Origin of the sequence: Romboutsia faecis (genome assembly GCF_014323405.1) — a bacterium.
Lineage (GTDB): Bacteria > Bacillota > Clostridia > Peptostreptococcales > Peptostreptococcaceae > Romboutsia_E > Romboutsia_E faecis.
In genome coordinates, this window is the sequence record NZ_JACRWE010000006.1 from 81715 (window position 1) to 107127 (window position 25413).

The 25413-nt window shown below is 26.5% G+C and carries 26 protein-coding genes and 1 pseudogene; 4 read left to right on the top strand and 23 right to left on the bottom strand.

Annotated elements, in window-relative coordinates:
* The first annotated feature begins 183 nt into the window (after positions 1 to 183).
* On the top strand, positions 184 to 996 hold the full coding sequence (locus H8923_RS12980; protein WP_153972369.1) for a delta-lactam-biosynthetic de-N-acetylase: 813 nt from the start codon (positions 184 to 186) through the stop codon (positions 994 to 996).
* Here H8923_RS12980 and hcp read toward each other — a convergent pair.
* The 7 genes and pseudogenes from hcp to H8923_RS13010 all read right to left on the bottom strand — a co-directional run bounded on the left by hcp (position 983) and on the right by H8923_RS13010 (position 5696).
* Positions 983 to 1633, bottom strand: a pseudogene (hcp, locus tag H8923_RS17765) (hydroxylamine reductase). The gene H8923_RS12980 and the pseudogene hcp sit on opposite strands and share 14 nt — an antisense overlap.
* Complete coding sequence (locus tag H8923_RS17700; RefSeq protein WP_334298849.1) at positions 1594 to 1782, bottom strand: hypothetical protein; 189 nt, start codon at positions 1780 to 1782, stop codon at positions 1594 to 1596. The pseudogene hcp and the gene H8923_RS17700 overlap by 40 nt, the downstream one beginning before the upstream one ends.
* Before the next feature lie 379 nt (positions 1783 to 2161).
* Positions 2162 to 2665 (bottom strand): GNAT family N-acetyltransferase, encoded by a 504-nt coding sequence (locus tag H8923_RS12990; protein WP_153972368.1) that lies wholly within the window; start codon positions 2663 to 2665, stop codon positions 2162 to 2164.
* 11 nt (positions 2666 to 2676) lie between these two features.
* Positions 2677 to 3330 carry a YczE/YyaS/YitT family protein gene (locus H8923_RS12995; protein WP_153972367.1) on the bottom strand — a complete coding sequence of 218 codons (654 nt, stop codon included), beginning with the start codon at positions 3328 to 3330 and terminating at the stop codon, positions 2677 to 2679.
* A gap of 13 nt (positions 3331 to 3343) precedes the next feature.
* The gene (locus H8923_RS13000) at positions 3344 to 3793 is read right to left on the bottom strand and encodes a MarR family winged helix-turn-helix transcriptional regulator (protein ID WP_153972366.1); all 450 of its coding nucleotides are present in this window, start codon (positions 3791 to 3793) and stop codon (positions 3344 to 3346) included.
* Between the two features lie 304 nt (positions 3794 to 4097).
* The gene (locus tag H8923_RS13005; RefSeq protein ID WP_153972365.1) at positions 4098 to 5141 is read right to left on the bottom strand and encodes a DUF4179 domain-containing protein; all 1044 of its coding nucleotides are present in this window, start codon (positions 5139 to 5141) and stop codon (positions 4098 to 4100) included.
* Positions 5142 to 5696, bottom strand: a complete 555-nt coding sequence (locus H8923_RS13010; RefSeq protein WP_153972364.1) for a sigma-70 family RNA polymerase sigma factor — start codon at positions 5694 to 5696, stop codon at positions 5142 to 5144.
* Positions 5697 to 5881: 185 nt separating this feature from the next.
* Here H8923_RS13010 and H8923_RS13015 point away from each other — a divergent pair, with 185 nt between their 5' ends.
* Entirely contained in the window at positions 5882 to 6289 is a 408-nt protein-coding gene (locus H8923_RS13015; RefSeq protein WP_153972363.1) for a hypothetical protein, read from the top strand.
* Between the two features lie 613 nt (positions 6290 to 6902).
* Here the strand turns inward: H8923_RS13015 and ilvA are convergent.
* Together ilvA and H8923_RS13025 are read right to left on the bottom strand one after the other, a co-directional pair.
* The gene (gene ilvA / locus H8923_RS13020; protein ID WP_153972362.1) at positions 6903 to 8111 is read right to left on the bottom strand and encodes a threonine ammonia-lyase; all 1209 of its coding nucleotides are present in this window, start codon (positions 8109 to 8111) and stop codon (positions 6903 to 6905) included.
* Between the two features lie 228 nt (positions 8112 to 8339).
* The gene (locus H8923_RS13025) at positions 8340 to 9176 is read right to left on the bottom strand and encodes a sulfurtransferase (RefSeq protein ID WP_153972361.1); all 837 of its coding nucleotides are present in this window, start codon (positions 9174 to 9176) and stop codon (positions 8340 to 8342) included.
* A gap of 111 nt (positions 9177 to 9287) precedes the next feature.
* Between H8923_RS13025 and H8923_RS13030 the strand changes: the two genes are divergently transcribed.
* The gene (locus H8923_RS13030) at positions 9288 to 10484 is read left to right on the top strand and encodes a pyridoxal phosphate-dependent aminotransferase (RefSeq protein ID WP_153972360.1); all 1197 of its coding nucleotides are present in this window, start codon (positions 9288 to 9290) and stop codon (positions 10482 to 10484) included.
* A 141-nt stretch (positions 10485 to 10625) separates the two neighbouring features.
* Here the strand turns inward: H8923_RS13030 and H8923_RS13035 are convergent, their stop codons facing one another.
* The 12 genes from H8923_RS13035 to H8923_RS13090 form a co-directional block, all read right to left on the bottom strand.
* Positions 10626 to 11093 carry a hypothetical protein gene (locus tag H8923_RS13035; RefSeq protein ID WP_153972359.1) on the bottom strand — a complete coding sequence of 156 codons (468 nt, stop codon included), beginning with the start codon at positions 11091 to 11093 and terminating at the stop codon, positions 10626 to 10628.
* A gap of 151 nt (positions 11094 to 11244) precedes the next feature.
* The gene (locus tag H8923_RS13040) at positions 11245 to 11730 is read right to left on the bottom strand and encodes a VanZ family protein (RefSeq protein ID WP_153972358.1); all 486 of its coding nucleotides are present in this window, start codon (positions 11728 to 11730) and stop codon (positions 11245 to 11247) included.
* A gap of 24 nt (positions 11731 to 11754) precedes the next feature.
* On the bottom strand, positions 11755 to 12936 hold the full coding sequence (locus tag H8923_RS13045) for a DUF4179 domain-containing protein (protein ID WP_153972357.1): 1182 nt from the start codon (positions 12934 to 12936) through the stop codon (positions 11755 to 11757).
* Positions 12937 to 12945: 9 nt separating this feature from the next.
* Complete coding sequence (locus H8923_RS13050) at positions 12946 to 13467, bottom strand: sigma-70 family RNA polymerase sigma factor (protein ID WP_153972356.1); 522 nt, start codon at positions 13465 to 13467, stop codon at positions 12946 to 12948.
* Positions 13468 to 13704: 237 nt separating this feature from the next.
* Positions 13705 to 13947 (bottom strand): hypothetical protein, encoded by a 243-nt coding sequence (locus tag H8923_RS13055; protein WP_153972355.1) that lies wholly within the window; start codon positions 13945 to 13947, stop codon positions 13705 to 13707.
* A 62-nt stretch (positions 13948 to 14009) separates the two neighbouring features.
* Positions 14010 to 14885 carry a GNAT family N-acetyltransferase gene (locus tag H8923_RS13060; protein ID WP_153972354.1) on the bottom strand — a complete coding sequence of 292 codons (876 nt, stop codon included), beginning with the start codon at positions 14883 to 14885 and terminating at the stop codon, positions 14010 to 14012.
* 176 nt (positions 14886 to 15061) lie between these two features.
* Positions 15062 to 16120, bottom strand: coding sequence for an ABC transporter substrate-binding protein (locus tag H8923_RS13065; protein ID WP_153972353.1), 1059 nt, complete (start codon positions 16118 to 16120; stop codon positions 15062 to 15064).
* A gap of 179 nt (positions 16121 to 16299) precedes the next feature.
* Positions 16300 to 18207 (bottom strand): endonuclease MutS2, encoded by a 1908-nt coding sequence (locus H8923_RS13070; RefSeq protein WP_153972352.1) that lies wholly within the window; start codon positions 18205 to 18207, stop codon positions 16300 to 16302.
* 250 nt (positions 18208 to 18457) lie between these two features.
* Positions 18458 to 20266: an ASKHA domain-containing protein gene (locus H8923_RS13075; RefSeq protein WP_153972351.1), complete on the bottom strand. Its 1809-nt coding sequence runs from the start codon at positions 20264 to 20266 to the stop codon at positions 18458 to 18460.
* Positions 20267 to 20300: 34 nt separating this feature from the next.
* Positions 20301 to 20840 (bottom strand): DUF2284 domain-containing protein, encoded by a 540-nt coding sequence (locus tag H8923_RS13080; RefSeq protein ID WP_147540218.1) that lies wholly within the window; start codon positions 20838 to 20840, stop codon positions 20301 to 20303.
* Between the two features lie 151 nt (positions 20841 to 20991).
* The gene (locus H8923_RS13085; protein ID WP_153972350.1) at positions 20992 to 21645 is read right to left on the bottom strand and encodes a corrinoid protein; all 654 of its coding nucleotides are present in this window, start codon (positions 21643 to 21645) and stop codon (positions 20992 to 20994) included.
* A gap of 78 nt (positions 21646 to 21723) precedes the next feature.
* Positions 21724 to 22539: a methyltetrahydrofolate cobalamin methyltransferase gene (locus tag H8923_RS13090; protein ID WP_153972349.1), complete on the bottom strand. Its 816-nt coding sequence runs from the start codon at positions 22537 to 22539 to the stop codon at positions 21724 to 21726.
* 227 nt (positions 22540 to 22766) lie between these two features.
* On the opposite strand from H8923_RS13090, the gene H8923_RS13095 reads away from it, so the two are divergent.
* Positions 22767 to 24320: a PucR family transcriptional regulator gene (locus H8923_RS13095; protein ID WP_147540215.1), complete on the top strand. Its 1554-nt coding sequence runs from the start codon at positions 22767 to 22769 to the stop codon at positions 24318 to 24320.
* Between the two features lie 94 nt (positions 24321 to 24414).
* On the opposite strand, the gene H8923_RS17390 is transcribed toward H8923_RS13095, so the two are convergent.
* The gene (locus H8923_RS17390) at positions 24415 to 24987 is read right to left on the bottom strand and encodes a uroporphyrinogen decarboxylase family protein (RefSeq protein WP_243139974.1); all 573 of its coding nucleotides are present in this window, start codon (positions 24985 to 24987) and stop codon (positions 24415 to 24417) included.
* A gap of 21 nt (positions 24988 to 25008) precedes the next feature.
* Entirely contained in the window at positions 25009 to 25404 is a 396-nt protein-coding gene (locus tag H8923_RS17395; RefSeq protein ID WP_243139973.1) for a uroporphyrinogen decarboxylase/cobalamine-independent methonine synthase family protein, read from the bottom strand.
* Positions 25405 to 25413: the final 9 nt, after the last annotated feature.

The window sequence follows — 25413 nt, forward strand, 5'->3', positions numbered from 1 at the left end:
TATAAATTTATGATAAAAAGTTTTTCTTACATGAGTTTTTACTTTATAAGATTTTATTATAGTGAAATTAAAACTTATATATCAAAATGTATTAGTTATTAATAATTTTCCACTTATAATCTGATTATTGATTGGAATCATAATTGATATAAGTATTTAAATTTAAACAAAGAAGGTGCTTTTTTGAGAAAATTAACTTCACTTTTAATTATATTATTTTTATGTATTTCATTGTCTGATTTTGCTACTGCCAGTGTAAATAATAAAGGATTAAAAAGTAATTCTACTTATTTGGATAATACTTGCATAAACTGGTTTTTTATTCCCAATGATAAATTTATGACACCTGAAGTTAATGATAAGTTAAACTTTAAGCTAAGTGATTACGATGCTATTTATAATGGTCCTAAATCACCTGAAAATAAGAGCTTATATTTAACATTTGATGAAGGTTATGAAAATGGATATACTGAGCAAATTTTAGATGTCTTAAAAGAAAAGAATGTTAAGGCTATTTTCTTTGTTACTTCACATTATATTGCTTATTCTCCTGATACTGTAAAAAGAATGGTAGCTGAAGGTCATATTGTAGCCAATCATACTAAACATCACTACTCTATGCCAAGTGTTACTTATTCTAGTGAAGTTTTTAATAAGGAGCTTAGTGATGTTGAAGATAGATTTAAAGAATTAACAGGTGAGAATATGCCTAAATTTTTTAGACCTCCTATGGGACAGTATTCAGAAAAAAGCTTAGCTATGACTAAAGATTTAGGTTATAAAACTGTATTTTGGAGTTTTGCTTATGGAGATTATGAGCCTAATAATCAGCCTTCACATGAATATGCTAAAAAACATATATTATGTCATCTTCATGACGGTTCTATATTATTGTTACATGCTATATCTAAAACTAATGCTGATATACTTGATGATGTTATAGATGAAGCAAGAAACTCTGGATATGAATTTTATTTATACTTTATATACCATTAACATCAGTATCAAAAGCATCTGCAAGTGCAGTTGCAATTCTAACAGCTGAATAACAGTCATTACATTGTCCTACATCTAAAAGTCTAGGAAGTCCTGCAACTTCGCCAAAGTCTAATTTATTAAATCTATATTTACCACAAGCTAATGTAAGTATTACACAATCCTTAGGAACTTTTTTAGCAAACTCTGTGTAATAATTTCTACCTGGTCTAGCCCCGTCGCATCCTCCTATTAAGAAGAAGTGTCTTATTTTTCCATCCTTTACTGCACTAACAATTGTATCTGCATGACTTAAAGTTGCATGATGACCAAATCCAACTAATATTTCATGTGGTTCTTCATCTTCTTCAAATCCACCAAGTTCTAATGCTTTATTTATTATTTCGCTAAAATCTTTTTTACCATCTTCACCTTTGCCAATATACTTAACTCCATCCCATCAAACTACACTTGTTGTAAATATTCTATCTTTGTAAGTTTCTCTAGGTCTCATAAGACAGTTTGTAGTCATAAGTATACATCCAGGTATATCATCAAACTCTTTTTGTTGATCTTGCCATGCTCCACCAAAATTTCCTACTAAGTGAGAGTATTTTTTTAACTCTGGATATCCATGACATGGGTTAATGTTGTAAATAAACTATTTTCTATAAAGCTAATTATATCTTTATCTATACTTTCTCCTTTTTCAAGTAGTTCTTTTGCATAACAACTTATACCTTTTATTTGATATATAAGTAAATCTTGAAGTGCTGCTATTTCTGGTGTTTTACCACATACACCCATCTTAGTACAGCCTTTTCCTCCTACTGCTTGCTCACATTGCTAGCAAAACATAGGATATTCTATTGCCATGTTATTTTCCATGCTACTTCCTCCATATATATTTATTTTCTATATATTATGATTCCCTTAATATAGTAAAAAATATATATCTTTGCTTTATTAGTCTTATTTTTTCTTAATAATTAAGCTATGTTAGATAATTATGTGATAAATATAAAGTAAAAATAGCTAGACATTTGATAGTACCAACATATCTGGCTATTTTTATATAATTTGATTCGAAGTAGTGCATATAAACTTTATCTAATGTTATCATAAATTAAATATTACATTTATTTATAGTTATATAATATGCTTCTCTAATATTTTCATTTTAATACTAAAAATTCTTCTCGAAAGCTACCCTTTTGCCTCCATCTTCCAAATAAATAAGTCCACAATATTCAAATCCATTTTTCTTAAGTAGACTTTGCATAGGAATGTTTTCTTCATGAGTATCCACTTTTATACTATGAATTCCATGTTCTAAACAAACCTTTTCTGTATATTTTATTATTTTATGAGAAAGACCTAAGCCTTTATAATTACTATCTACAGCTACTCTATGAATTACACCATAATCTTCATTTGTAAGCCATTTTCCATCAATTATATTTTTGTAAGATGATTCCTTATCAAAAGAAATTACTGTTGTTGCAAGTATTTCATTATCTTTTATCATTACATAACTTTCTTCTTTTTCTATATCATTATTTATTACTTCCTCATTAGGATATCCATTTTGCCACTGGTCTATATTTTGCTCTTTAAAATAAGCTTGTGCTTGCTTAATAATAACCATTATTTTAGGTATATCTGATTTTACTGATTTTCTAAATTCCATCTCTTTTCTCCTTAATTATTTATATACTTGTTTAAAAATACAAAACTTTCTTTTAAATTTTTATGTCTTACTTTTTTTACATCAAATTTAAATATTTTGAATACTAATTGAACACAAGAGCCAACTGTCATAACAGTAATTAATGTTCCTATACCAACTTTTCCTCCGAGCAACCAACCTACAATTAAAACTGATAACTCTATAAAAAATCTAATCACTCCCACAGATTTACCTGTTACTCTAACTAGAACAACCATTAATCCATCCCTTGGTCCACATCCCATTTTGCAACTTATATAAAAATAACTTCCTATAGCCATCATAACTAAACTTCCAATTAACATTAATACTCCTGAAAATAAAGTTGAACTTAAAGGAATAATATCTATATAAATTATTAAATCTATAAAAAATCCAATTATTATCATATTTGCTATGGTTCCCAGACCTATTTCTAACTTTAATAATAAGGTTGTAGTTACTACGATTAATCCTACTATTATACTTGCTTGACCAATAGTTAATCCTGTTATATTTGATAAACCTTGATGGAATACATCCCATGGACTTAGCCCCAAGTTAGACTGAATAGCCATTACAGTTCCAAATGCACAACATATAAATCCAAGTAGTAATCTAAATATAATACTCATTATTTTCTTCATAATCTCTCCTTAACTATTTATTCTTAACATCAAGCCAATAATCCTCAATATTTTTACTCATTTTTTCAACTAAGTCTGTACATAATTTTTTTTGCTCTTCACTAAATCCTCGAAAACTTATCTCCAACTGTTTAGCCTCTTCTTTTATTATTTTTTCATATATTTCTAAAGCTTTTTCAGTTGGCGTTAATTTATATGATCTTTTGTAGTTTTCATCCTGTTCTTTATTTATATAACCAATTTCAATAAGCTTCTTTACAGCTTTTGTAGTAGTTGTTTTATCAACTTTTAACATATTTGATAACTCTATAAAGTTTATACCAGGATTTTCACAAACCCTTGTTATAAATAAGTACTGACCTTTTTGCAAATTAAATTCTTTATACTTTGTATCAGCTGTTGAGTTTATAGCACGAGATAATGCTCCCACATATCTTAATACTTTATAATCTAACTCTTTCATATTTATGCCTCCTAAAAAAAGTTATAGTTGAACTTTCAACTATAACTTTATAATATATCATTTAAGTTGAAAGTTCAACCTTTTTAGAGATTTATTTCACTTGGTATTATATAACAATTTTAAACTTTGATTGTATTATATAAAATATCCAATTATAAAATGTTTTCATTAAACTAAGGTAATATAAATTGATTATTACATTCTGTATTTATTTCTAAATAAATTAGATCTTATTTAATATTAAAAAGCCCAATATATAAACTATTGGACTTTTTATATCGAATTTTATAAATAACTTTTTCATCTAATCCATTTTTAATTTATCTAAACTTATTACGAATAACTCTCCTATAGGTTCATAATTTAGTGTTTGTAGTTCGTAATTATTAAGAACCTTTGCAAAATATAAAGTGAAATTTAACTCTTTTGCACTTTCATCAACTCTATCTTCACTAAACTCAAATACTCCGTTTACTTCATCTTTATTATAACCCCACACATCAATATGATTAAAAGATTCATCCTCTCCACATAATTTAAATTCATAATCATATTGTTCTAAATTATTCATTTTTCTAGTATAAAAAATTCTTTGACTAATACGATTAATAGTCATATGAGTTAAAGTAATTGATTCTCCATTGCCAAGATCTATTGTTTTGTTTATTTCCATATATTTTGTATCTTTTGATAATTCATCTCCATTAGTTTTAAATTCAAATACCCATTTTCCATTTACACTTTCTGTTTTACTTTCCACCTTCTCATCATTAATATAAAGTTCTATATCATTATTTTTAAAGTTAGAACCTGAATATACTAACTTCACATCAACATCTCCTTCTAAATCAGAAGGTAATTTGTATGTTATAACTTCTTCCATATTATTATCATCTATTGGAGATGATCCCCCTCCACTAGAACTTAAAATTAACTCACCATTTATATATAATTCAGTATCTAAATTAAATAAATCCCAGTTCATTTTCTTTTTTGAATTATATGATGTGTGAACTATCAATTCATCATTATTCAAAACAACTTCATTTAATGTAATTTTTAGTCCATTATCAGTATTTGTTTTATTTAATGTAGTTTTATAGTTGTCTATGTTTTTGCTTATGCCTAAAGCTTCCTTTATATCGTATATAAATTTATTCATATTTGCATACACAGGTTCTCTAAAAATAAATAAACTACTTATTGTAACTATAGTCAAGCAACTAGCAATAGCAAGTTTTGATACTTTTTTAAACTTAATATTTCTTCTAGCTTCCATGCCTCTATCTATAGATTCCTTTGTTATATCATCTAAATCTTTTGGCATTTTTATATCGTACTTTTTCATTTATTTATCCTCCTTAAGAATTTTATATAGCATTTCTTTACCTCTTCTAATATTTGTTTTCACTGTATTTTCATTACATTCAAGTACTTTTGAAATATCTTTTATAGGCATATCTTGAAAATATTGAAGTATTATAGGTGTTTTGTACTTAATATCTAATTGTTCAATTGCGTTATATAAATCTAATTTTTCTTCTATCAAATCATAAGATATATCATCCTTTATTTCTATTTCATTTAATACATCTTTGGTTTTATAATTTTTCCTATGTAAAAGATTAATATTGTTTAATAAAATCCTTGTAATCCAGGTTTTAAAATATTCTGGGTGTTTCAATTTATCAATACCTATAATAGCTTGATAGATAGTTTCCTGATATACATCTTTTGCATCATGCTCATTTTTTAAGTGAATATATGCCGTGCTATACAGGTACTCCTTGTAGTCATTAATAAGAATTTCAAATGCTTTTTTATCCCCTTTTTTAATCTTTTCTATTAATTCATTAGATTTTTTTCTCTGTTTGATTATTTTTAAACTAATTAGTTTTTTCATCTTTTACTCCTTAAATCGATTATATATATTAGTTGTATATGTCAGACATAAAGTTTCAACAAATAAAAAAATTAGATTATTTTTTACTTTTCATATATATGGAATATTTTGTTATAATATATCATATATTAATTGATTAAAATAATATATTCTTAAAATCAGGATTATTCAGGAGGGGAAAATAATTGTATAAAAATAAATTAACTACATCAATATTCATTGTAATAGTATTCTTTTTAGTACTTAATTTTTTCATAAAAATTAATGAACAATTTGATGGTGCAACATTAAGTGGAAGTATCGGTGGGATTACCTTTCATAATAATGAAAAGTTTTCAAAAGAAGATAAAGAATCTCTTACTAAAATTTGCTTTGCAAAACGAAAAAATGGGATTGATATAAATTCTGAAACTGCCAAAAACCTAGGAAGACCGACTAATACTATGAAATTGTCTATAGATAATAAAATTGAATCAGTATCTACTAAGTCATTTGATTATAACTTGTGGTTTGGTAATAATAAGGGGTACATTAAAAATGAAAATGATAATAAGATTTATGAATTGAGTAATGAAGAAAATGAGTTTTTATAAATGCTTACTTAAAATTTCATAGTACTGAAGAGGTAAAAAATATGATATCTAAAGAATTCTAATTATAATAAAATATCTATAACAAATACTTTAATCATAATTCTTTATTCGAAATATTTCAAATTAATCACAAAATTTAAAATAACTACACATAACCTTCTATTTAGTTTTATTTTTCTCACAAATATTTCTAATTGAGATTCACTTTTAAATTTAAAGCTCTCTTAGTTAATTTATAAATATTCAATAAATCAATTTATCAAAATATAAATTTATAGTAAACTAAGGATAAAGATTAGTTTATATTAAACTTAAAGGGAATTAGATAATGAAAGGGATTAATTATAATTAAAGAGTAAAAACTATGGCCTTTTATTCGTTTATAGGTGGTGTTTACTTTATATTGTCTATGTTAGGATTGGTACTAAGAATTGATAATCTATTTATGCCATCATTATATATATCTATGCTTTACGCAAGGAATGAGTAATTAGTAACTTTAATGAAAAAGTAATAATTTTATGTTATAAATCAACAAAAATTATTACTTTTTCATTGTGTAAATCAAGGTTAATTTTTATACTATTTATTTCTAAACTGATATGATAATCGTCTACACTTCAACCATTTCAAAACCAGCTTCTTTTACAGCATTTTTAATTTTTTCTATATGCTCATGGTTAAATGTTTCTATAACCATCTTAGCATCTAATTTACCAATTACACCTTCTGCAGATAAGTTGACTGATATTAAATTTCCATCAAGACCAGTTATTATCTTACTTAATTCAGCTAGACCACCTGGTTGAGCTTTGATATTGGTATAAAATGTAAAACGTCTACCACTCTTAGTTAATCCTAATAAAATTATTTTACTTAACGTATTAACATCTATATTACCACCAGATATTATACAAACAACATTTTCATTTGCTTTAGGTTTGTATTTTTTACTTAATAAAGCAGCAGTAGTAACTGCTCCAGAACCTTCTGATATAACTTTTTGATTTTCCATTAAGAATAATAAACCTTCTGCTATTTCATCCTCTTCAACTAAAACAACTTCATCAACTAATTCTTTTATTATATCAAAAGTTATATCTCCAGGAGTTTTAACTGCTATACCATCTGCAACTGTAGTTGATTTAAAAGCTGTTGTTACCTTACCATGCTTGATAGATTCATGCATTGAAGGAATATTTGCAGTTTGTACACCTACTATTTTTATATTTGGATTAAGTGATTTTGCAGCTACTGCAACTCCAGCAATAAGTCCACCACCACCAATTGGACATAATATTGTATCAACATTGTGATCCATTTGTTCAAATATTTCAAGACCAATAGTACCTTGACCCGCTATAACATATTTATCATTAAATGGATGTAAGAATGTTGCTCCTGTTTCTTTTTGTATTTCTACAGCTTTTGCATAAGCATCATCGTAAACTACACCTTCTAATACAACCTTTGCTCCATAACCTTTAGTTGCTGTTACTTTTGATAAAGGAGCTGTTGCAGGCATTACTATTGTTGCATCTATACCATTCATTTTTGCTCCTAATGCCACACCTTGAGCATGGTTGCCTGCACTAGATGCTATAACTCCATTTGCTTTTTCTTCTTCTGTAAGATTTGCTATTTTATTACAAGCACCTCTAACTTTAAAAGAACCTGTTTTTTGTAAATTTTCGCATTTAAAGAATACATTTGCATTTGTCATATCACTTAATTTTACACTCTCAAGTATATCTGTTTTTTTTACTATGTCTTTTATTGTTTTTTTAGCTTCTTGAACGTCTTTTAAGGTCACTTTTGTCATATTTTCACTCCTAGCTGTTTATATAATAGGTATATTTAATTTTTATATTTTTAATAAGGATCTGCAATCCTTATAATATTTTTTCCAATAATCTAATTTATATATTGATAAGAAAATGCCATTTATGTATATACTAAAAATCCAAAAAATATTTTAGTAGTTTTTAGATTTAAATTATAAAGGCATAAAAATAAGCGTTGAATTAGTCAACGCCTATTTTAGGAAGGTTTACTTAATACTTACTTCATTTTCATCATAACTTATCCAATCACTAAAGCTACCAGCATATAATTTGTGATTAATTCCTGCTTCACTTAGTGCTAAGCTATTAGGACATGCAGTTATACCAGAACCACAATAAACTATAACTTCATCATAATTATTTAAGTCATTAAATTGTTTTTTAAGTTCTTCTGATGATTTTAAATAGTATTTGTCGTCTACTTTTTTTAGTATGTCCATCCAAAAGAAGTTTAATGCACCAGGTATATGACCTGCCTTTTTATCTACTGGCTCAAATTCACCTATATATCTTTGATATTCCCTAGAATCTACAAGTGCAATTTTCTCATTATTAACTCTTTCTTTAACATAATTCATATCTACTTTCATATTTTCTTTAACATTTATGGTTAAATCCCCTTTTTTTGATTTAGTTTCTTCTATAGATATTTCTCCCCCCTCTTCTTTATAAGCTTCTAGACCTCCATTAAGTACATATACTTTATCATGTCCTAAGTATTTTAGAATCCACCATAATCTTGATGCACCTGATAGGTCACCTTCATCATAAGATATAACTATAGAATCATCATTTATGCCGATGTTTTCAAAAGTAGATTTTAATTCTTCTATAGAAGGTATTGGATGTCTTCCGCCGTGAGCTTTTACAACACTTGATAAATCTTTTTCTATATCAACTCTTTTAGCACCTTTTATATGACCTTCTTCATAACTTCTTTTACCATATTCTTTATCCATCAAATTAAATCTACAATCAACTATAACTAATTTTTCATTATTTAAATTATCTATTAACCATTTTGCATTTACTAAATTGCTCATAATTTTACTCCTAAATATAGATTTTTATTATTTTTCACCTTTTTTAACATACTATACTTTTGATATGGAGATTCTAAAATTAATACGCTATATATTTAGGAGGACATCACAATGAATTTATCAAAAAGAATAGAGTCAGTTCCAACTTCAACTATTATGGAATTGTTAACTCTTTCAGCTAAAGCTAAAAAAAGTGGTAAAAAAGTTTATCATCTAAATATAGGACAACCAGATATTAAAACTCCACAAGGTTTTTATAAAGCTATAAGAGAATTTAAAGGAGAAATTTTAGAATATTCTTTATCTGAAGGTTTACCAGAGCTTATAGAAGCTATTAGAAAGTATTATGAGGACTATAATATTAAATTTGATGATGATGAAATAATTATAACTAATGGTGGTAGTGAGGCTTTACTTTTTACAATGCTTACAATATGTGATGATGGTGATAATATTTTAGTACCAGAGCCTTTTTATTCAAATTACTATAATTTCTCAAAATCAGTTGGAGTTAATATAAATCCTATAACTACTCTTGCAGAAAATGGATTCCATTTACCAAATAAAGAAGAAATAGTGTCTAAAATAGATGGTAAAACTAAAGCAATATTATTCTCTAATCCAGGTAATCCAACTGGTGTTGTTTATACTAAAGAAGAAATAAATATGCTAGCAGACATTGCAATAGAGCATAATCTATGGATAATAGCAGATGAAGTTTATAGAGAATTTATTTACGAAGGTGAGTATACTAGTTTAGGTAACATTGAAAAAGTTAAAGATAGGGTAATAATAGTTGATAGTGTTTCTAAACGTTATAGTGCTTGTGGTGCTAGAATTGGGTGTGTTGCTTCTAAAAATAAAGATTATATCAAAGCTATACTTAAATTATGCCAAGCAAGATTATCTGTTCCAACTCTTGAACAACTAGGAGCAATAGAGCTTTATAATACTGATAAATCTTATCTTACAGATGTTAATGAAGAGTATAGACAAAGAAGAGATGTTCTATATAATGAGCTTATAAAAGTTCCTGGAGTTATATGCGAAAAACCAACTGGTGCTTTTTATATAGTTGCTAAGCTTCCTGTTGAAAATGCAGATGATTTTACTAAATGGCTTTTGAGTGATTTTGATGTAAATGGAGAAACTGTAATGCCTTGTCCTGCAGAAGGTTTTTATATGACACCTGGGCTTGGAGTTGATGAAATAAGACTTGCATATGTTCTTAATTCTGAAAACTTATCAAAAGCTGCACGTTTACTTAAAGAAGGACTTGAAACTTATTTAAAGTTAAATAAAAAATAAATCTATAAAAAAGTGATAATTCTTAGTATTCATATTTCAATCTAAGAATCATCACTTTTTTCCATTCTTTCATTTCCATAAATACAAGTTAAAAATCTCGACCTTTTTCCGTTAATGAATATTCAACTTTGATTAAAATATTTAGCGTTCCATTATATTTTTATTCTCGACAATAAACTCACCGATAACTGTAGTTCCATCTGTTTCGTATAATGGAATAGATATTTTTTCAGGATTTTTATAGCTATATTCGTTATCATGGCCAAATATATCCTCATATCTTACATAACCTTCAACATTATCCTCACCTATCGCTTCAATTAAATCTGGGTCAATATACTCTCCATCTTCAGTAATTATAGTTGAGCCATATGTCTCACCATTTTTATTGGTAGGAAAGTGACCTCTTTCTGTATCTTTTATTGCATCTGATTTTCCTGTATTTTGTGATTGCATTTTTTCTTCATTAACTTCTTTAATATCTTCTGTTTTAAGAATTGCTATTTTATCTATGCCTGAATATTGAAAGCCTTTAACTTTAATTATAGTTGCTACAATTAATAAGGATAACCCTATAACTATACTTATTCTTTTACCTTTTGATTTCATTTGTTTATCCCCCATTAATTTATATTCATTTCGATTTAGCTATATAACAATTGCTATTTAGTTAGAATAATCATATCAATAAATTTCTATTTATATACATGTTATCATAATTATTCTTAATTCGCATTATATAACAATTTCAAACTTTTCATTACATATTTAACTTTTTCATACATCTTAAATTATTAATTAAAAAATAAATTATACTACCTATTACTGCCCCAGAAGTATTCCATATTATATCATCAATATCCATAAACCTTCCAACAAAAAACTGTAAAGTCTCTATACACGTTGAAAACACCAATGATATAATTAGTACCTTTAAAAGCTTTTTATTCTTTTTTAAATATAGCATTGTAAATAAAAATCCAAATGGCATAAAAAATATAATATTTAATACAACTTGTCTTAACACACTTTGAGGACTTACCATAAAATCACTTATTGTATTTACAAGTGGAACTAAATTAGGTGCCATATGCATATCTGTAAAGTCACTAGGTTTTATATATAATACATGTGTTATTGATAATACAACTACTATATAAACTAAAAAAATTAAATTCCCAATACATTTAACAATATTTATCTTATTTCTAATATTACTTTTATTAGTAAATTTTACTTCGCTCATTTCTTCCTCCAACTTTAGATCCTATTAATTTAAATCAATTATTATAGCTTTATCTTCATACTCTATTCTGTGATGATATTTAGGATTATCAGAATTTTTCTCCCTATAATATTGATAAGGTAAAATCTTTATACTCTTTAGCTTTTGATTATCTTCTAGATTTCCTTCAAGTACATTTTCCATATAATTTTCATCTTTATTATACCTACCAGATCCACCATAACTTATACTTTTTCCATCTTGATCTAATAACTCAATTTCTATATCTCTGTTTTCAAAGCTATATCCCTCACCAATTTTGCTTGTATAGCTTAACTTAACTGAAACTGGAGATACTCTTAATTGCTCAATATTAATTAAAGCTTTAAAATCTTTATCATTTATACTTATTTCTTTATTTATATCAAAAACCTTAGTTTCACCAATAATCTTCTTTCCGTTAACAGTAAAATCAAATTCCCAATTGCCTTTTATAAATTCAAACTTATCATTCATAACTCTTGGAATTAGTCCATATTTTTGAACACCAACTTCGTCAAAAACAACTTTAACATCATAATCTTTATTTGGATCTAAATTATCAAGAATATGATAATTATTTATATCAGATCTCCCATCATTATTAGTATCTATATTTTCTAAACTTAATGAAGTTAAGAAGTTTTGACTATTATTTTGTTTTCTTTCATATCTAGTTGCTCCACCAGTTTCTACAAACTTCTTTCCATCAATATACACAGTAGCTTCTGGTAAGTAGTAATTTTTATTTGAAAATAGACCTTTTTTTAACTTACTTTCATCAAAATTAGAAGTATCTATATTCATACTTAATAATAAATTTTCATCATCTAACAATACTTCTAATAAGCTAACCTTTATACCCTTATCTTCACAACTTTTATTAACTTCTACCTTGTATCCGTTGTACTCATCTTCTTTTTTTCCTAAAAAGCTTTCTATTTGCTTTCCTATATTTTGAACCAATGCTAAAACATTATCATTACTAAGTAAAGCAGCAGAAATTGATAAACAAATTACTGATGCTATTATCCCCTTTTTATAAGTCTTTTTATTATCTTTTTTTTCTTTATTTATATCTTTAACTAAATTATAAAATAATTTATCTTTATCATCTTGTGATAGTTTATGTATTTCATAATCATCATTTATACTCATATCATTGAAAAGTTCATATTTATTCTTCATATATCCTCCTTACCTTTTATATAATTCTCTTAATTTTTTCTTACCTCTAGACAATCTACTATAAATATTAAAAGGCTTTATATTCATCTCTTTAGATATGTCTTCTATTTCTAATTCTTCAATGTAGTACATCTTAAAAAGATTTTTATCTTGCTCTTTTAAATTGCTAAGTATTTCATCTATTTCTTCTTCAATTTCTTTTTTTAATAGATTTTTATCTATCATTATAATTTCTTCATTTATATTTTCATCTAATTTATACTTTAAGTATTTTCTTTTATAATCAATGGTATTGTATTTTGATATAACTCCTATCCAGTTCTTCAAAGTATTTTTATCTTTATCATAGCTGTTTATGTTATTCCAAATGGATAAAAGTATATCATTAATACATTCTTCTTGATAATAATTTAAATCCTTAAGATTATTTTTTACTATGGTATTTATGTAATCACCATAAGATTCTATTAACAATCTTAGACCTTCTTCTTTTTTCTTTTTTATATATTTGATTATAATCTTATCTTCCAATGTGTACCTCCTCGTAAAAGCCCTTACACATAAACATTCGTATTGTATTTATATTTTCTAACATTTTTGAGAAATTTTTTTAATTTTTATTAAACTAAAAATAACCTTGCGTTAGTATAATATCATAGACATTATAAGCCTACAATTAACTACTACTGAATAATAACAATGATATAAATACTATAATCTTTAATTAAACGCAAAAATGCTGAACTCAATATGAGTTCAGCATTTAATTTATTTAACGTTTATATCTACCTTGTTAGACATAACAACATTATTTTTGTATTTTACTTTTACAAATACTTGAGAAGTTCCTTTTTTCTTAGCTATCATCTTTCCATCTTTTATTGAAAGAGTTTTAGGATTTGAAATCTTATAATCAACTTCACAGTCTTTTAAGTCTACACTTTCTCCAGTGTTCATTAATGCATTAGTGTAGAACTCTATTTCTTGCCCTACTTTTAAATTATTAACCATTGTATTTAAGTTTACATAACTTAACTCTTCCTTTTTAACATTCTTAATTTCTTTTACTTATCTCATATTATTAAGTTTGACCAATAGCCAATTACAAAATTATCTATAAATCCTCTTTTTTTATATATTTTATGTGCCAATTTATTCTCCTCTATGACAACTAACGCTATTTCACTTACTTTCTTATTTACTAAAAACTGTATGGCAGTTTCCAATATTCTATTTCCATATCCTTTTCCTCTATAATTTTTCATCAAACCTATATCAAATTTTCCCTTATTATTTTCAATACTTATTTCCATAAATCCAATTTCTATATCGTTATCATGTACAATGAATGAATATATTTCTTTATCTTTATTATTTTCTAAAAGCTCATTTACATCTTCTATTTCAATAAATGTACCATGTGGCATATCACTAAAAGAATCGTTATATATTTCAACGTATCTTTCTTTATTAAAATGACTTAACTCTTTTAAGCTAAGTGTCTCATATTTTTTTATAGTTTCTTCTAGTTTCATTTCAATGGCTCTATATTCATAATTAAATCCATATCTTTTTAAGTGATTAAAAGTATTTTCATCTAGCCCTAATTTCAAATTACTTACTTTATAGCCTTTTGCTATTAAAATTGACTTTTGTATAAGTTCTTCTAAAATCTCATTTATATTTACTATTTCTTTATTTAAAACGATTTTATGGATATATGCACTCTTTAATACCTTCGCAACTTCAAGAACTAAACATAAATTAGCTACTACCTTATTATCTATAAAGTAAAATAAAGCTCCATTTCCATAATCATATATCTTAGAATCATATAATTTATTTATTTCATCAAAAGAATTTATGTAATCTGTTTCTAGCTTCATAAATTCATATACACTTTTCTTTTCATATTCATTTAAATTTTTGTATAATTTTATATGCCCCATATTTTTCCCCTTTTTTTAAATTAGTTTATTTTTCTATATTTTTTTCAATAAATCCATTTTATCATTCTTAATATGAAACCCAGATTAATAAGAAAATTTATATATAAAAATTTCTTTATTTAAACAAAAAATGCCTTAAGACCTAACATCTCAAGACATTTTTAATAAGTAAAATATTAATTATTTGATTTTATATTTATCCATGCATCATCGTATAATCTTTTTACATCTTTAGGTAAATCCACATATATTTCACATCTATCCATAACTTCCTTAGTCATATATGCATTAGGATTATTTCTAACTTCTTTAGGTTGTTCTAATCTAGCTTCTTTATTTGGAGTTGTATATCCAATTTCATCAGCTATTCTTAGCGCACTTTCTTTATCACTTACAAAGTTGATAAACTTTTCTGCACCTTCTACATTTGTAGCATTAGATGGTATACATAAACTATCAATCCAGAAGTTTGCTCCTTCTTTAGGAACTACATATTCTAAATTAGGATATTCATCTTGAAGATTTAAACCTTCTCCAGACCAAATCATATTTATATCTGATTCTCCTGCTGGAATCATTACAGTTCCATTATCAACTCCATATATTGGATCTACTAATTTTCTTTGGTTTAATAGTAATTCTTCAGCTTCTTTTATTTCTTTTTCATTAGTTGAATTTAAAGAATATCCTAGTTTCTTTAAAGCTACTCCTAGTGTATCTCTATATGTATCAAACATAAAAATTTGACCCTTATATTTTTCATTCCATAGTATATCCCAACTATCTACCTTTTCTTTTATTACATCTTTATTATATATAAGTCCAACTGTTCCAAACATATAAGGAACTGAATACTTATTTCCTAGGTCTATATCTAAGTTTAAGTACTCTTCATCCATTTGAGATATGTTAGGTATATTATCTTTGTTTAATTCTTGTATAAGGTTATTATTAATCATTCTTGGCATAAAAGCGTCTGATACTAAAACAACATCGTATTTTACACCGCCACCCTTGACTTTTTGATACATTGCTTCCATATCATCAAATGTTTCAATATTAACTTTTATACCATATTCTTTTTCAAATTCTTTTACAGTTTCATCATCTATATTTTCTCCGTAGTTAAAAAAGTTGATTTCTTCAGAGTAATTATTTTTACTACACCCTACAAAGAAAATACTTATCATTGCTATACAAATTGATAAATTCAATAGTTTAAATAATCTTTTCATGCTATAATTCCTTCCATTTTAATATAATTTTTCTAATACCCTAAGGTAATTAAGACTAATCAAATTTTACTTTTATTTTTTAAGATATTCAAATATATTTTTTTAATATACTTTATATAAACATAAAAAGGCTATTCATAATAAAACTTTATTACAAATAGCCTTATATAAATTATATATTAATTTCTTTTATTGTTTCTTATTTCTTTTTGAATCTTTTTCAAAGCCTTCTTAGAACCCCTCGAGATATCTTTTTCTAACTTTCTTTCTTCATAACTTACAAATAAAGTATTTAAATCATATCCATCTGGATATAAATCTTTAGCTTTAAATTCAATGGTAATTCTTCTTGCATTTACATCTATAAACTCATCCTTGTATAATACTGATACATTATTAAATTTATCAATAGGTTTATAAACTATTCCGAAGTCATCATAATCTAGTAATTTTACCTTATCACCTATATCAAAGTTTGGTAATTCTTTAACCACTTCTACTTTTTCCATAGGTTTAATAGCTATTTTAGATTCATTTACTAAGTCAAAGTTATAATTTTTTTCGTTAATATAACTTTTAGCTCTACTTAATACCTTATCTTTTATTCCCATTTTCTTAGATATAAATAATGCATTACTATCTTCTGATTTTCCTATTGTAAGCTTATACATAGGCTCTAAAGTTTCTTTATCAAACATCATACCTGCATTTTCAAAATGAGGGTGATTAGTTGCAAACTTCTTTATTTCTCCATAATGAGTTGATGCTACTACTATACATCCCATTTGATAAAATTCTTCAAGTATTGCAATAGCAAGACTAGCTCCTTCATTTGGTTCAGTTCCAGAACCTATTTCATCAAATAAAACTAAAGTCTTATTATTAGAGTTTTTCATAATGTTAGCTATATTTTTTATATGAGACGAAAATGTACTTAAAGCATTTTCTATACTTTGGTTATCACCAATATCTACAAACACTTTTTCAAATACACTTATACTACTTTCTTCATCTGCACATATATCAAAACCACATTGTGTCATAAGTGTTAATATACCAACAGTTTTTAAAGTAACTGTTTTTCCACCTGCATTTGGCCCAGTAATTATTAAACTTCTATAATCTTTGCCTATTTCAAAGTTAAGTGGGACTACATTTCCCTTTAAAAGTGGATGCTTTCCATTAACTATTTTTATAAATCCATGATCATTTAAGTTTGGTGTAATAGAATTAGTTGCTTGGCTGTATTTTGCTTTTGCAAATACCATATCATATTCAGATATTATTTCCATATTTAGCTTTATATTTTGTATTTGATTATATATTAGCTCTGTTAAATATGATAATATCTTATATTCTTCTATAGATTCTTCTGATTTTAGCGAAATTAGTTCTAAACTATATTTAGAAACACTGCTTGGCTCTATAAATACAGTAGTTCCTTTAGAAGATGTATCTAAAACTGCACCATCTACTTCATTTTTATAAGAAGCCTTAATAGGTATAACGTATCTCTCATCTCTCTTACTTATTATAGCTTCTTGAATATATTTTTTGTTGGTGCTTGAAGTTAAAAATTTATTTAACCTATCTTTAATTCTTCCTTCTGTTATTTCTATACTTCTTCTAATTTTCTTAAGCTCTTTACTAGCTTGTGAATCTACTTTATTACCTTTTATACAGTACTTAATTTCTTCTTCTATATTTACACATTCTGTTATATTAAGTGCATATGAACTTAGTGTTGGTGAATAAAACTCTTTATCTATCATAAAAGATTTTATTTTTCTACAACCTCTTAAAAAATCTTCAACATTTATAAGCTCGCTTGGTGATAGAATCATACCTTTTTCAATCTTATCAATAGTTGGATTTATATTAAATAATCCTTCTAATGGTATATGGTTACTATTTTCTAAAACTTTCTTTGCTTCTTTATTTTCGTCTAATCTTCTTTTTACTATTTTATAATTACCACTTGGGTTTATCTTATCTATAAGTTCTTTTCCTAGCGAACTTACACAGTGATTTTTTATTAATTCCTTTACCTCTTTTAATTGTAACTTTTCAAATGTTTCTATATTCATTATTGTTCTCCTTTATATATCGTCTAATCATCTTTAATTTAGGTGACTTCTCGATAAATAAGGATTTACTATTTTGTAGTGACTCCTTATTTATTAAGAAGTCTTTCTACGGACTCAATATATTTAAATTTTTTCAAAAAATTCACTCCTTATTATTTAATATAGCTAATTATATCATGTGATGGCATCCCTTTCAATTATATTATAAAAGGACATGCCTTATATTTTCTTTAGACATGCCCTTTTACACTTATTCCAAAGTAATGCAGTCAACAAAGTACTCTTGAAAATCAGGTCTTTTTGATAATTCTATATATGTTGACTTATTAATTATTTGTTTTGTATCATCTCTAATATTCTTAGAAAGTAAGTACATCTTAGCTCCATGCCCTGCACAATTTCCAATAGAAGTAATTTTATCTTTTAACTCTTTAGGTATCATTCCTATCTCAATACAACTATCCACATTCATGAAATTACCAAATCCACCACCAATATATACATTTTCTATATCATTTACATTTAAGTTACGTTCTTTTAATAATATTTGAATCCCTGCACATATAGCAGCTTTTGCAAGTTGAACTTCTCTAATATCTTTTTGAGTAATAGAAATTATATTATTATTATTTTCTAATATAAATTGCTTCATATTATCTATTTCTACTATTCTATCATTAGATATATTTTCATCCAACTCATCAATATCATATATTCTTCCAGTTTCATCTATAATGTTATACTTTAGTAATTGCCCAACTCCATCTAGTACTCCAGAACCACATATTCCTATTGGATTGATATTTTCAATAGTCTCATATACTTTATCTTTTGACAAATCTACTTTACAAATAGCACCTTTTACTCCACCAATACCATATTTTATATTTGCACCTTCAAAGGCTGGACCTGCTGCAGTTGAACATGTAATTACCTCATCCTTATTTCCTAAAGCCATTTCTCCATTAGTTCCTAAATCTAATAATAGTGAATATTTTTCATTTTTCGTAAGATTAGATGATATTATTCCAGCAGTTATATCACTTCCAACATAACTTGCAATACCTGGCATAATACTTATAACTCCATTTATATCTATTCCAAGATCCTTACCTTCATATTCAAGCTCTTTTGTACTTATTGGTATAAATGGAGCCAATGAAATACTTTTACATGGTAATTTAAGAAGTAGATGTATCATAGTCGTATTCCCTGCAATTACTGCATTATAAATATTGTTAGAGCTAATATTATTATTACTACATAATATTCCTATCATGTCATTAAGTTGATTTATTATACTATCTCTTAGAATTTTTGAACCATCTTCATTTTCCATTGTAAAAAATATTCTAGAAATAACGTCTGCTCCATAATTTCTTTGTTTATTAACCTGAGATACAACATCTATTTCTTCACCTGTATTTAAATTTAAAATATACATTGCTATGGTTGTCGTACCTATATCTATAGCTAATCCGTAGTTATTTTTTATTTTATTTTTTCCTTCTAAATGTAAAAGCTTGTTTTTATATGTAGTTGCACTAATATAATAGTTTTCTTCTTTTAGTATGTCTTCTATTTTACACAAATAATTTATGTCTATTTTTAAATCATCAATTCTTAAAGCATCACTTAATCTATTATGCTCACTTCTTTGATCCTCTAATCTTGGCTTATCTAGTTTGATTATTTGTTTCTTAACAGTAGGATCTACATCTAGCATTCCATTAACACCACTTATTAGTACCTTCATGTTTTCATTATTATAAGGAACTATTATCTCTAAATCTTCATTAATCTTTAATGTACATGCTAACCTAAATCCATTATCTATTTGTTCTTTACTAAAATGTTTTATATCTTGTTTAGAATATGGTATGGGTTTATTTATAACTTTTACCATACATTTTCCGCAATTGCCTTTTCCACTACAGCTATTTTCTATTGGAATTTGATTATTTCTAAGTATTTCTAACAAATTTTCCCCGCTATTAACTTCTAGTATCAATCTTTTATTATATTTATAGTTAATACATAATTTATATTTATTACTCATAGATACTCCTTTCTAAATAAGTACCTTTATATACTTATTCTATAAGAAAGCAACCTGTATATGCTAACGTATTTGGTCCATAGTAATACTTAACATTATTATCGCTACAGACTTGGCTTACTAACATTCCATATGCTTCCATTGATGAAACAGCTCTCTCTGGATATCTACAAGGTGCATCTGGATAAGAACACTTACTACATTTTTGACAACAACCTGCACCAAGAGAAAGTACACTATCATATTCTTTCTTTAATTCGTCAGAGAACTTCATAAAAATTTTGCTATGTCTTTCTTCTATTTCTTGCATAGATTCAAAATCCATAGAATCTTCTAATTCACCTACTGTTTGAACAATTATTCCTACTTTATAGTTTTTTATTTTATCCCTACATTCTTCTAAGCTTCCACATCCAGGTGGACATGCCCAATTTTTATTATACATATTGCATTTATTAGCTGCGCACATATCTCTTACTTCTGGCATTAGATTTATTGTATAACAATCTAGCTTAGACGCAACTGTGAATCCCATATCAAGAGCTTTTTTTATAATTACCTCAAGATCAATCATAATATATCCTCCAGGTTTAAATTCGCTTTCATTATATCTTTAATGATATTAATATTTATTCTATTTTTCAAAAATAAGTATAAGGAGTACCATAAAATAAAATTAAGTACTCCTTATATCAATGGGTTTTATATTAAATTATAGGATTGCCTTAATTATTAGTAGCTGCTTTATTAACAAAAGCTTTTGCAACTTGAGCTGCAGATGCTGCATCTTCAGTGTATGCATCTGCTCCAATTTCATCTGCAAATTCTTGATTTATAGGTGCTCCACCTACCATTACTTTTATTTTATCTCTAAACCCAGCATCTGTAAGAGCTTTTACTGTATCTTTCATTGCTGGCATAGTTGTTGTAAGTAAAGCTGAAACGCAAACTATATCTACATCAGAATTATTTTTAACTGCATTAACAAAGTTTTCAGCAGGAACGTCAACACCTAGATCTATCACTTCAAAACCTGCACTCTCCATCATCATTGCAACTAAATTTTTACCTATATCATGTAAATCTCCAGCTACAGTTCCTATTACTAATTTACCAGCTGAAACTGTATTATCTCCAGCAAGATGTGGTTTTAAAACCTCTACTCCTTTTTTCATAGCCCTTGCTGCTACAAGCATTTCTGGAACGAATATTTCATTATTTTTAAATTTTTCTCCTACAATACTCATGGCATCTATCATACCTAAATTAAGAATTTCAGTTGGGTCATACCCTTCTTTTAAAGCTTCTTGAACTAATCCTCCAACTATCTTTGATTTTCCTGATTGTACAGCATTTGAAACCTCTTGAATTTTAGACATACTTACTTCCCCCTCCACTTATTTTAATAACCCTAAATTTATTAAAAAATACTATTTATAGTAAAATTATGAACTTTTTTAAGCATTTGTTTGTGGTAATTTGCCAATAAGCCCTTCTCTATATGCACCTATATATTCTAAACAATATTCATCTTCTTCTAATAAAGCTTCTGTTGCATATATCATTCCCAACATATCTCTATTTGTTGGGTCAACTATTGCACTATCCATTCCTGCATTCATTGCTAATACCATAAAAGCTTGATTTATATTTTTTCTAGCTGGTAATCCAAATGATATATTGCTAAGTCCACTAGTAATATGAATTGTTGGGTACTGAGCTTTTATTTGCTTACAACACTCTGCAAAAACTGTTAAGGCTTCTCCATCTGTAGCAAGAGTTACTACAAGTGGATCTATATATAGTCTTGATGGGTCTATATTATACTCTTTTGCTTTTTTCATAATTCCTTCAAATACTTCCATTCTTCTTTCTACTGAATCTGGTATTCCTTTATCGTCACAAAGTAAAGCTACACATTCCCATTCTGTATTAGCTATAGCTGGAAATATTATATCTATTTTATCTCCTTCTAAAGAAACTGAGTTTACTAGTCCTGGTTTTTTACAAAAAGGTAAAGCTGCTACACAAGAATGAGGACTTGGGCTATCTACGCAAATTGGTGTATCTGTAACTTCTTGAACTAAATTAATCATCCACTTTAATGTTTCAACTTCAACTTCTTCTTTTACAGATGCACATACATCAATATATGTTGAATTAGCTTCGGCTTGTATTTTAGCTCTATTACGGATAAAATCTGCATCTCTTTCTGCAATCGCTTTCCCAACTGCCGGTATTGATCCGTTTATCTTTTCTCCTATTATAATCATTTTTAATCCCCCATTTTACAAACTATTATTAATATAGAAACTTTTATATTTATATTAAGACAAGTTAAGAATTGATTTTGATGATATGTATTGTGAATTTTTATTATATGTTTTTCTTTAATAATATTGTATCAGCTTTACTTACTTAAATAAATACTACAACCTTATTGATAATCTTAATAGGTTTTCCTACAATATGTAGTAAGGAGTATTAACGGAGGTTAACTATGAAAATAAGTGAAGAAATTATAGCAAGAAAGCTTCATGAAAAATATATTTTTAAAGAATTTGGTTCTCTTTCAACAAATTTGATACTTGAAAGACCTGTATTTTTTAAAGATGAATATTGTATTTTAAATAATAAAGTATGCATTATGTATAGTGATTATATCCCCTTAAAAAGTATCGATTTAAAATCATCATTAATATTAAGCATCGGACCTATTGATAAAGACAAATTATACTCATCAAACACATTGTTGGAATTTACTAAAGATACTTGTCCTTTTGAACTTTTTAATTATATACAAGAAATTTTTGATACTTATGATGAATGGGAAAATAAACTTCAACAAATTTTAAATGACAATAACTCAATAAAAGATATGGTAGATTGTAGCTTTAATATTTTCAATAATCCAATGATAATATGTACCTCAGACTTCCTTTTAATTTCTTACTCAAGTATAATTGATGAAGATCCTAATTTAGAGCATATTGCTGACCCTGATAAAATTTATGAAAATAGCAATATACTTAAATTAGATTCTGAATTTAATTCTCATAGAGATACTGTTGGTGCATTTTATTATTATGACCATATTTCTGGTCTTATGATGCTGTGTATAAACCTATTTGACCATAATCGTTTTACTCATCGTATAATAGTTAGCGAAGAATTTCATAGTTTTTATCCTAGCGATAAAAAACTTCTAGAATATTTTTCTAAATATATAGATCTTATGATTTCTAAAATAAGTATCCTTACACCTGACTTTAACTACACTTTAAACAATATAATATCTAGTATACTATCAGAAGACCTAGTTAACCCTACATTTATCAATCAAAGACTTGCTGAATTTTACTGGTTTTCTAATCATACCTATTTTTGTATAAACATAAAAATAGGTATCTTAGATATTCAAAACCTAACTGTTAACTCTATATGTAAGCAAATAGAGTCAATTATTCCTAACTCCTGTTCACTATTTTTTAATGATGATATTGCAGTATTTGTTAATCTAACAAAATTTGGTGGTGATATAAAAGATGTTATGAGCAAACTAGTTGTATTTCTTAGAGATAGTTACTTAAAAGCTGGTGTTAGTAATAGTTTTGTTGGGCTATCAGAGTTAAAATATAACTACATTCAAGCTTGCATCTCATTAGATATTGGAAGACGATATAAACCATATCAATGGATTTACCACTTTGAAGATGTAGCACTTTCTTATCTTATGGAATGTTGTACTAAAGACCTTCCTCCTCATATTATCTGTTCACAAAAAATATTACTATTAAAAAATCATGATAAAGAACATGATACCGAATACTACAAAACACTAAAAATTTATTTAGAAAATAATTTAAATGCAGTAAAATCATCTAAGCTTCTTTTCATTCATCGAAGCACTTTTTTATATAGATTACAAAAAATAAAAGAACTTATAAATATTAATTTTGATGATTTTCAGAACATACTTTATCTTTGTATTTCATTTAATATTTTAGATAAATCTGAAGAAAATAAATTAAAAACTATAGATTATTACGAATAGTAGATATTTAATAAAATGATAAAGCATTAAAATTAAAGTAAGAGTGAACTAAATTAAAGTTCACTCTTACTTTATCAAAATTAATTATTTAATTTTATTTTATTGGGAAGTATTTTTTATTTAGCTTATTAATTTCATCCATAATAATATCATTTACACCTGGGAATATACTACCTTCTCCACCATATGTCAAACATGGTATGAACATTCCTCCTTCAGAATATGCTTCACATGCACGTTGAACTTCTTTTCTTACTGTATCTTCATCTATATCTTTTTTATCTACAACAGAGGCATCTATACCACCCATTAAAGTTAATTTATAATTTGTATCTTTTTTAATTTGTTGAATATCATTTTCTGGTAAAACTCCTTGCCAGATATCAATACCTATATCTACCATATCCTTGACTATAGGCTGACAATAGCTGTCTGCATGATGCATTGCAATAATATTATGTTCCTTCATATATCCATATATTCTACGATATGGCTCTTTGAAAAACTCTCTCCAAGTATCAGGTTTCATAAAAAGATTTGTTTTTGCTCCCCAATCATCATGGAACATAATAACATCTGGTTTAAGATTTTCTATTAATAATTTTAAATAAATTAGTTTATATTCTGCTATATATTCAATAAGTTCATGCATATCTTCTGGTTCCATTAACAGGTTAACTAATGTATCTTAAAATCCCATTAGATAATGGCATTGTTCAAAAAGCCCTGTAGCCATCAACGCCATTACATATTTTCCATCTTCACGAATTTTTCTTGCTTCTTCTTTTACTGTATTCCAATCATATTCAAAATTTTCTATATCAGGAGCTTTAACATATTTTCTCCATTCTGTAATATCAGGACATACTTTTGTTTCATCATTTATCATTGGCATAGCTCCAGGTTCATTTTCTCCCCAAAATATTGTTACTCCCCATGGGTCTTTTACAGTTTTACCTGGAATTGCTGTAAGTACTTTTTGAAATATTGGGTCAATCACCATTCTAAATGGTTCCCATTCATTTACAAAAGCTTTAGGATTCCCATTTTTTAATGTTTCTATTACACTTTCTCTCAAATCCATCTATACACT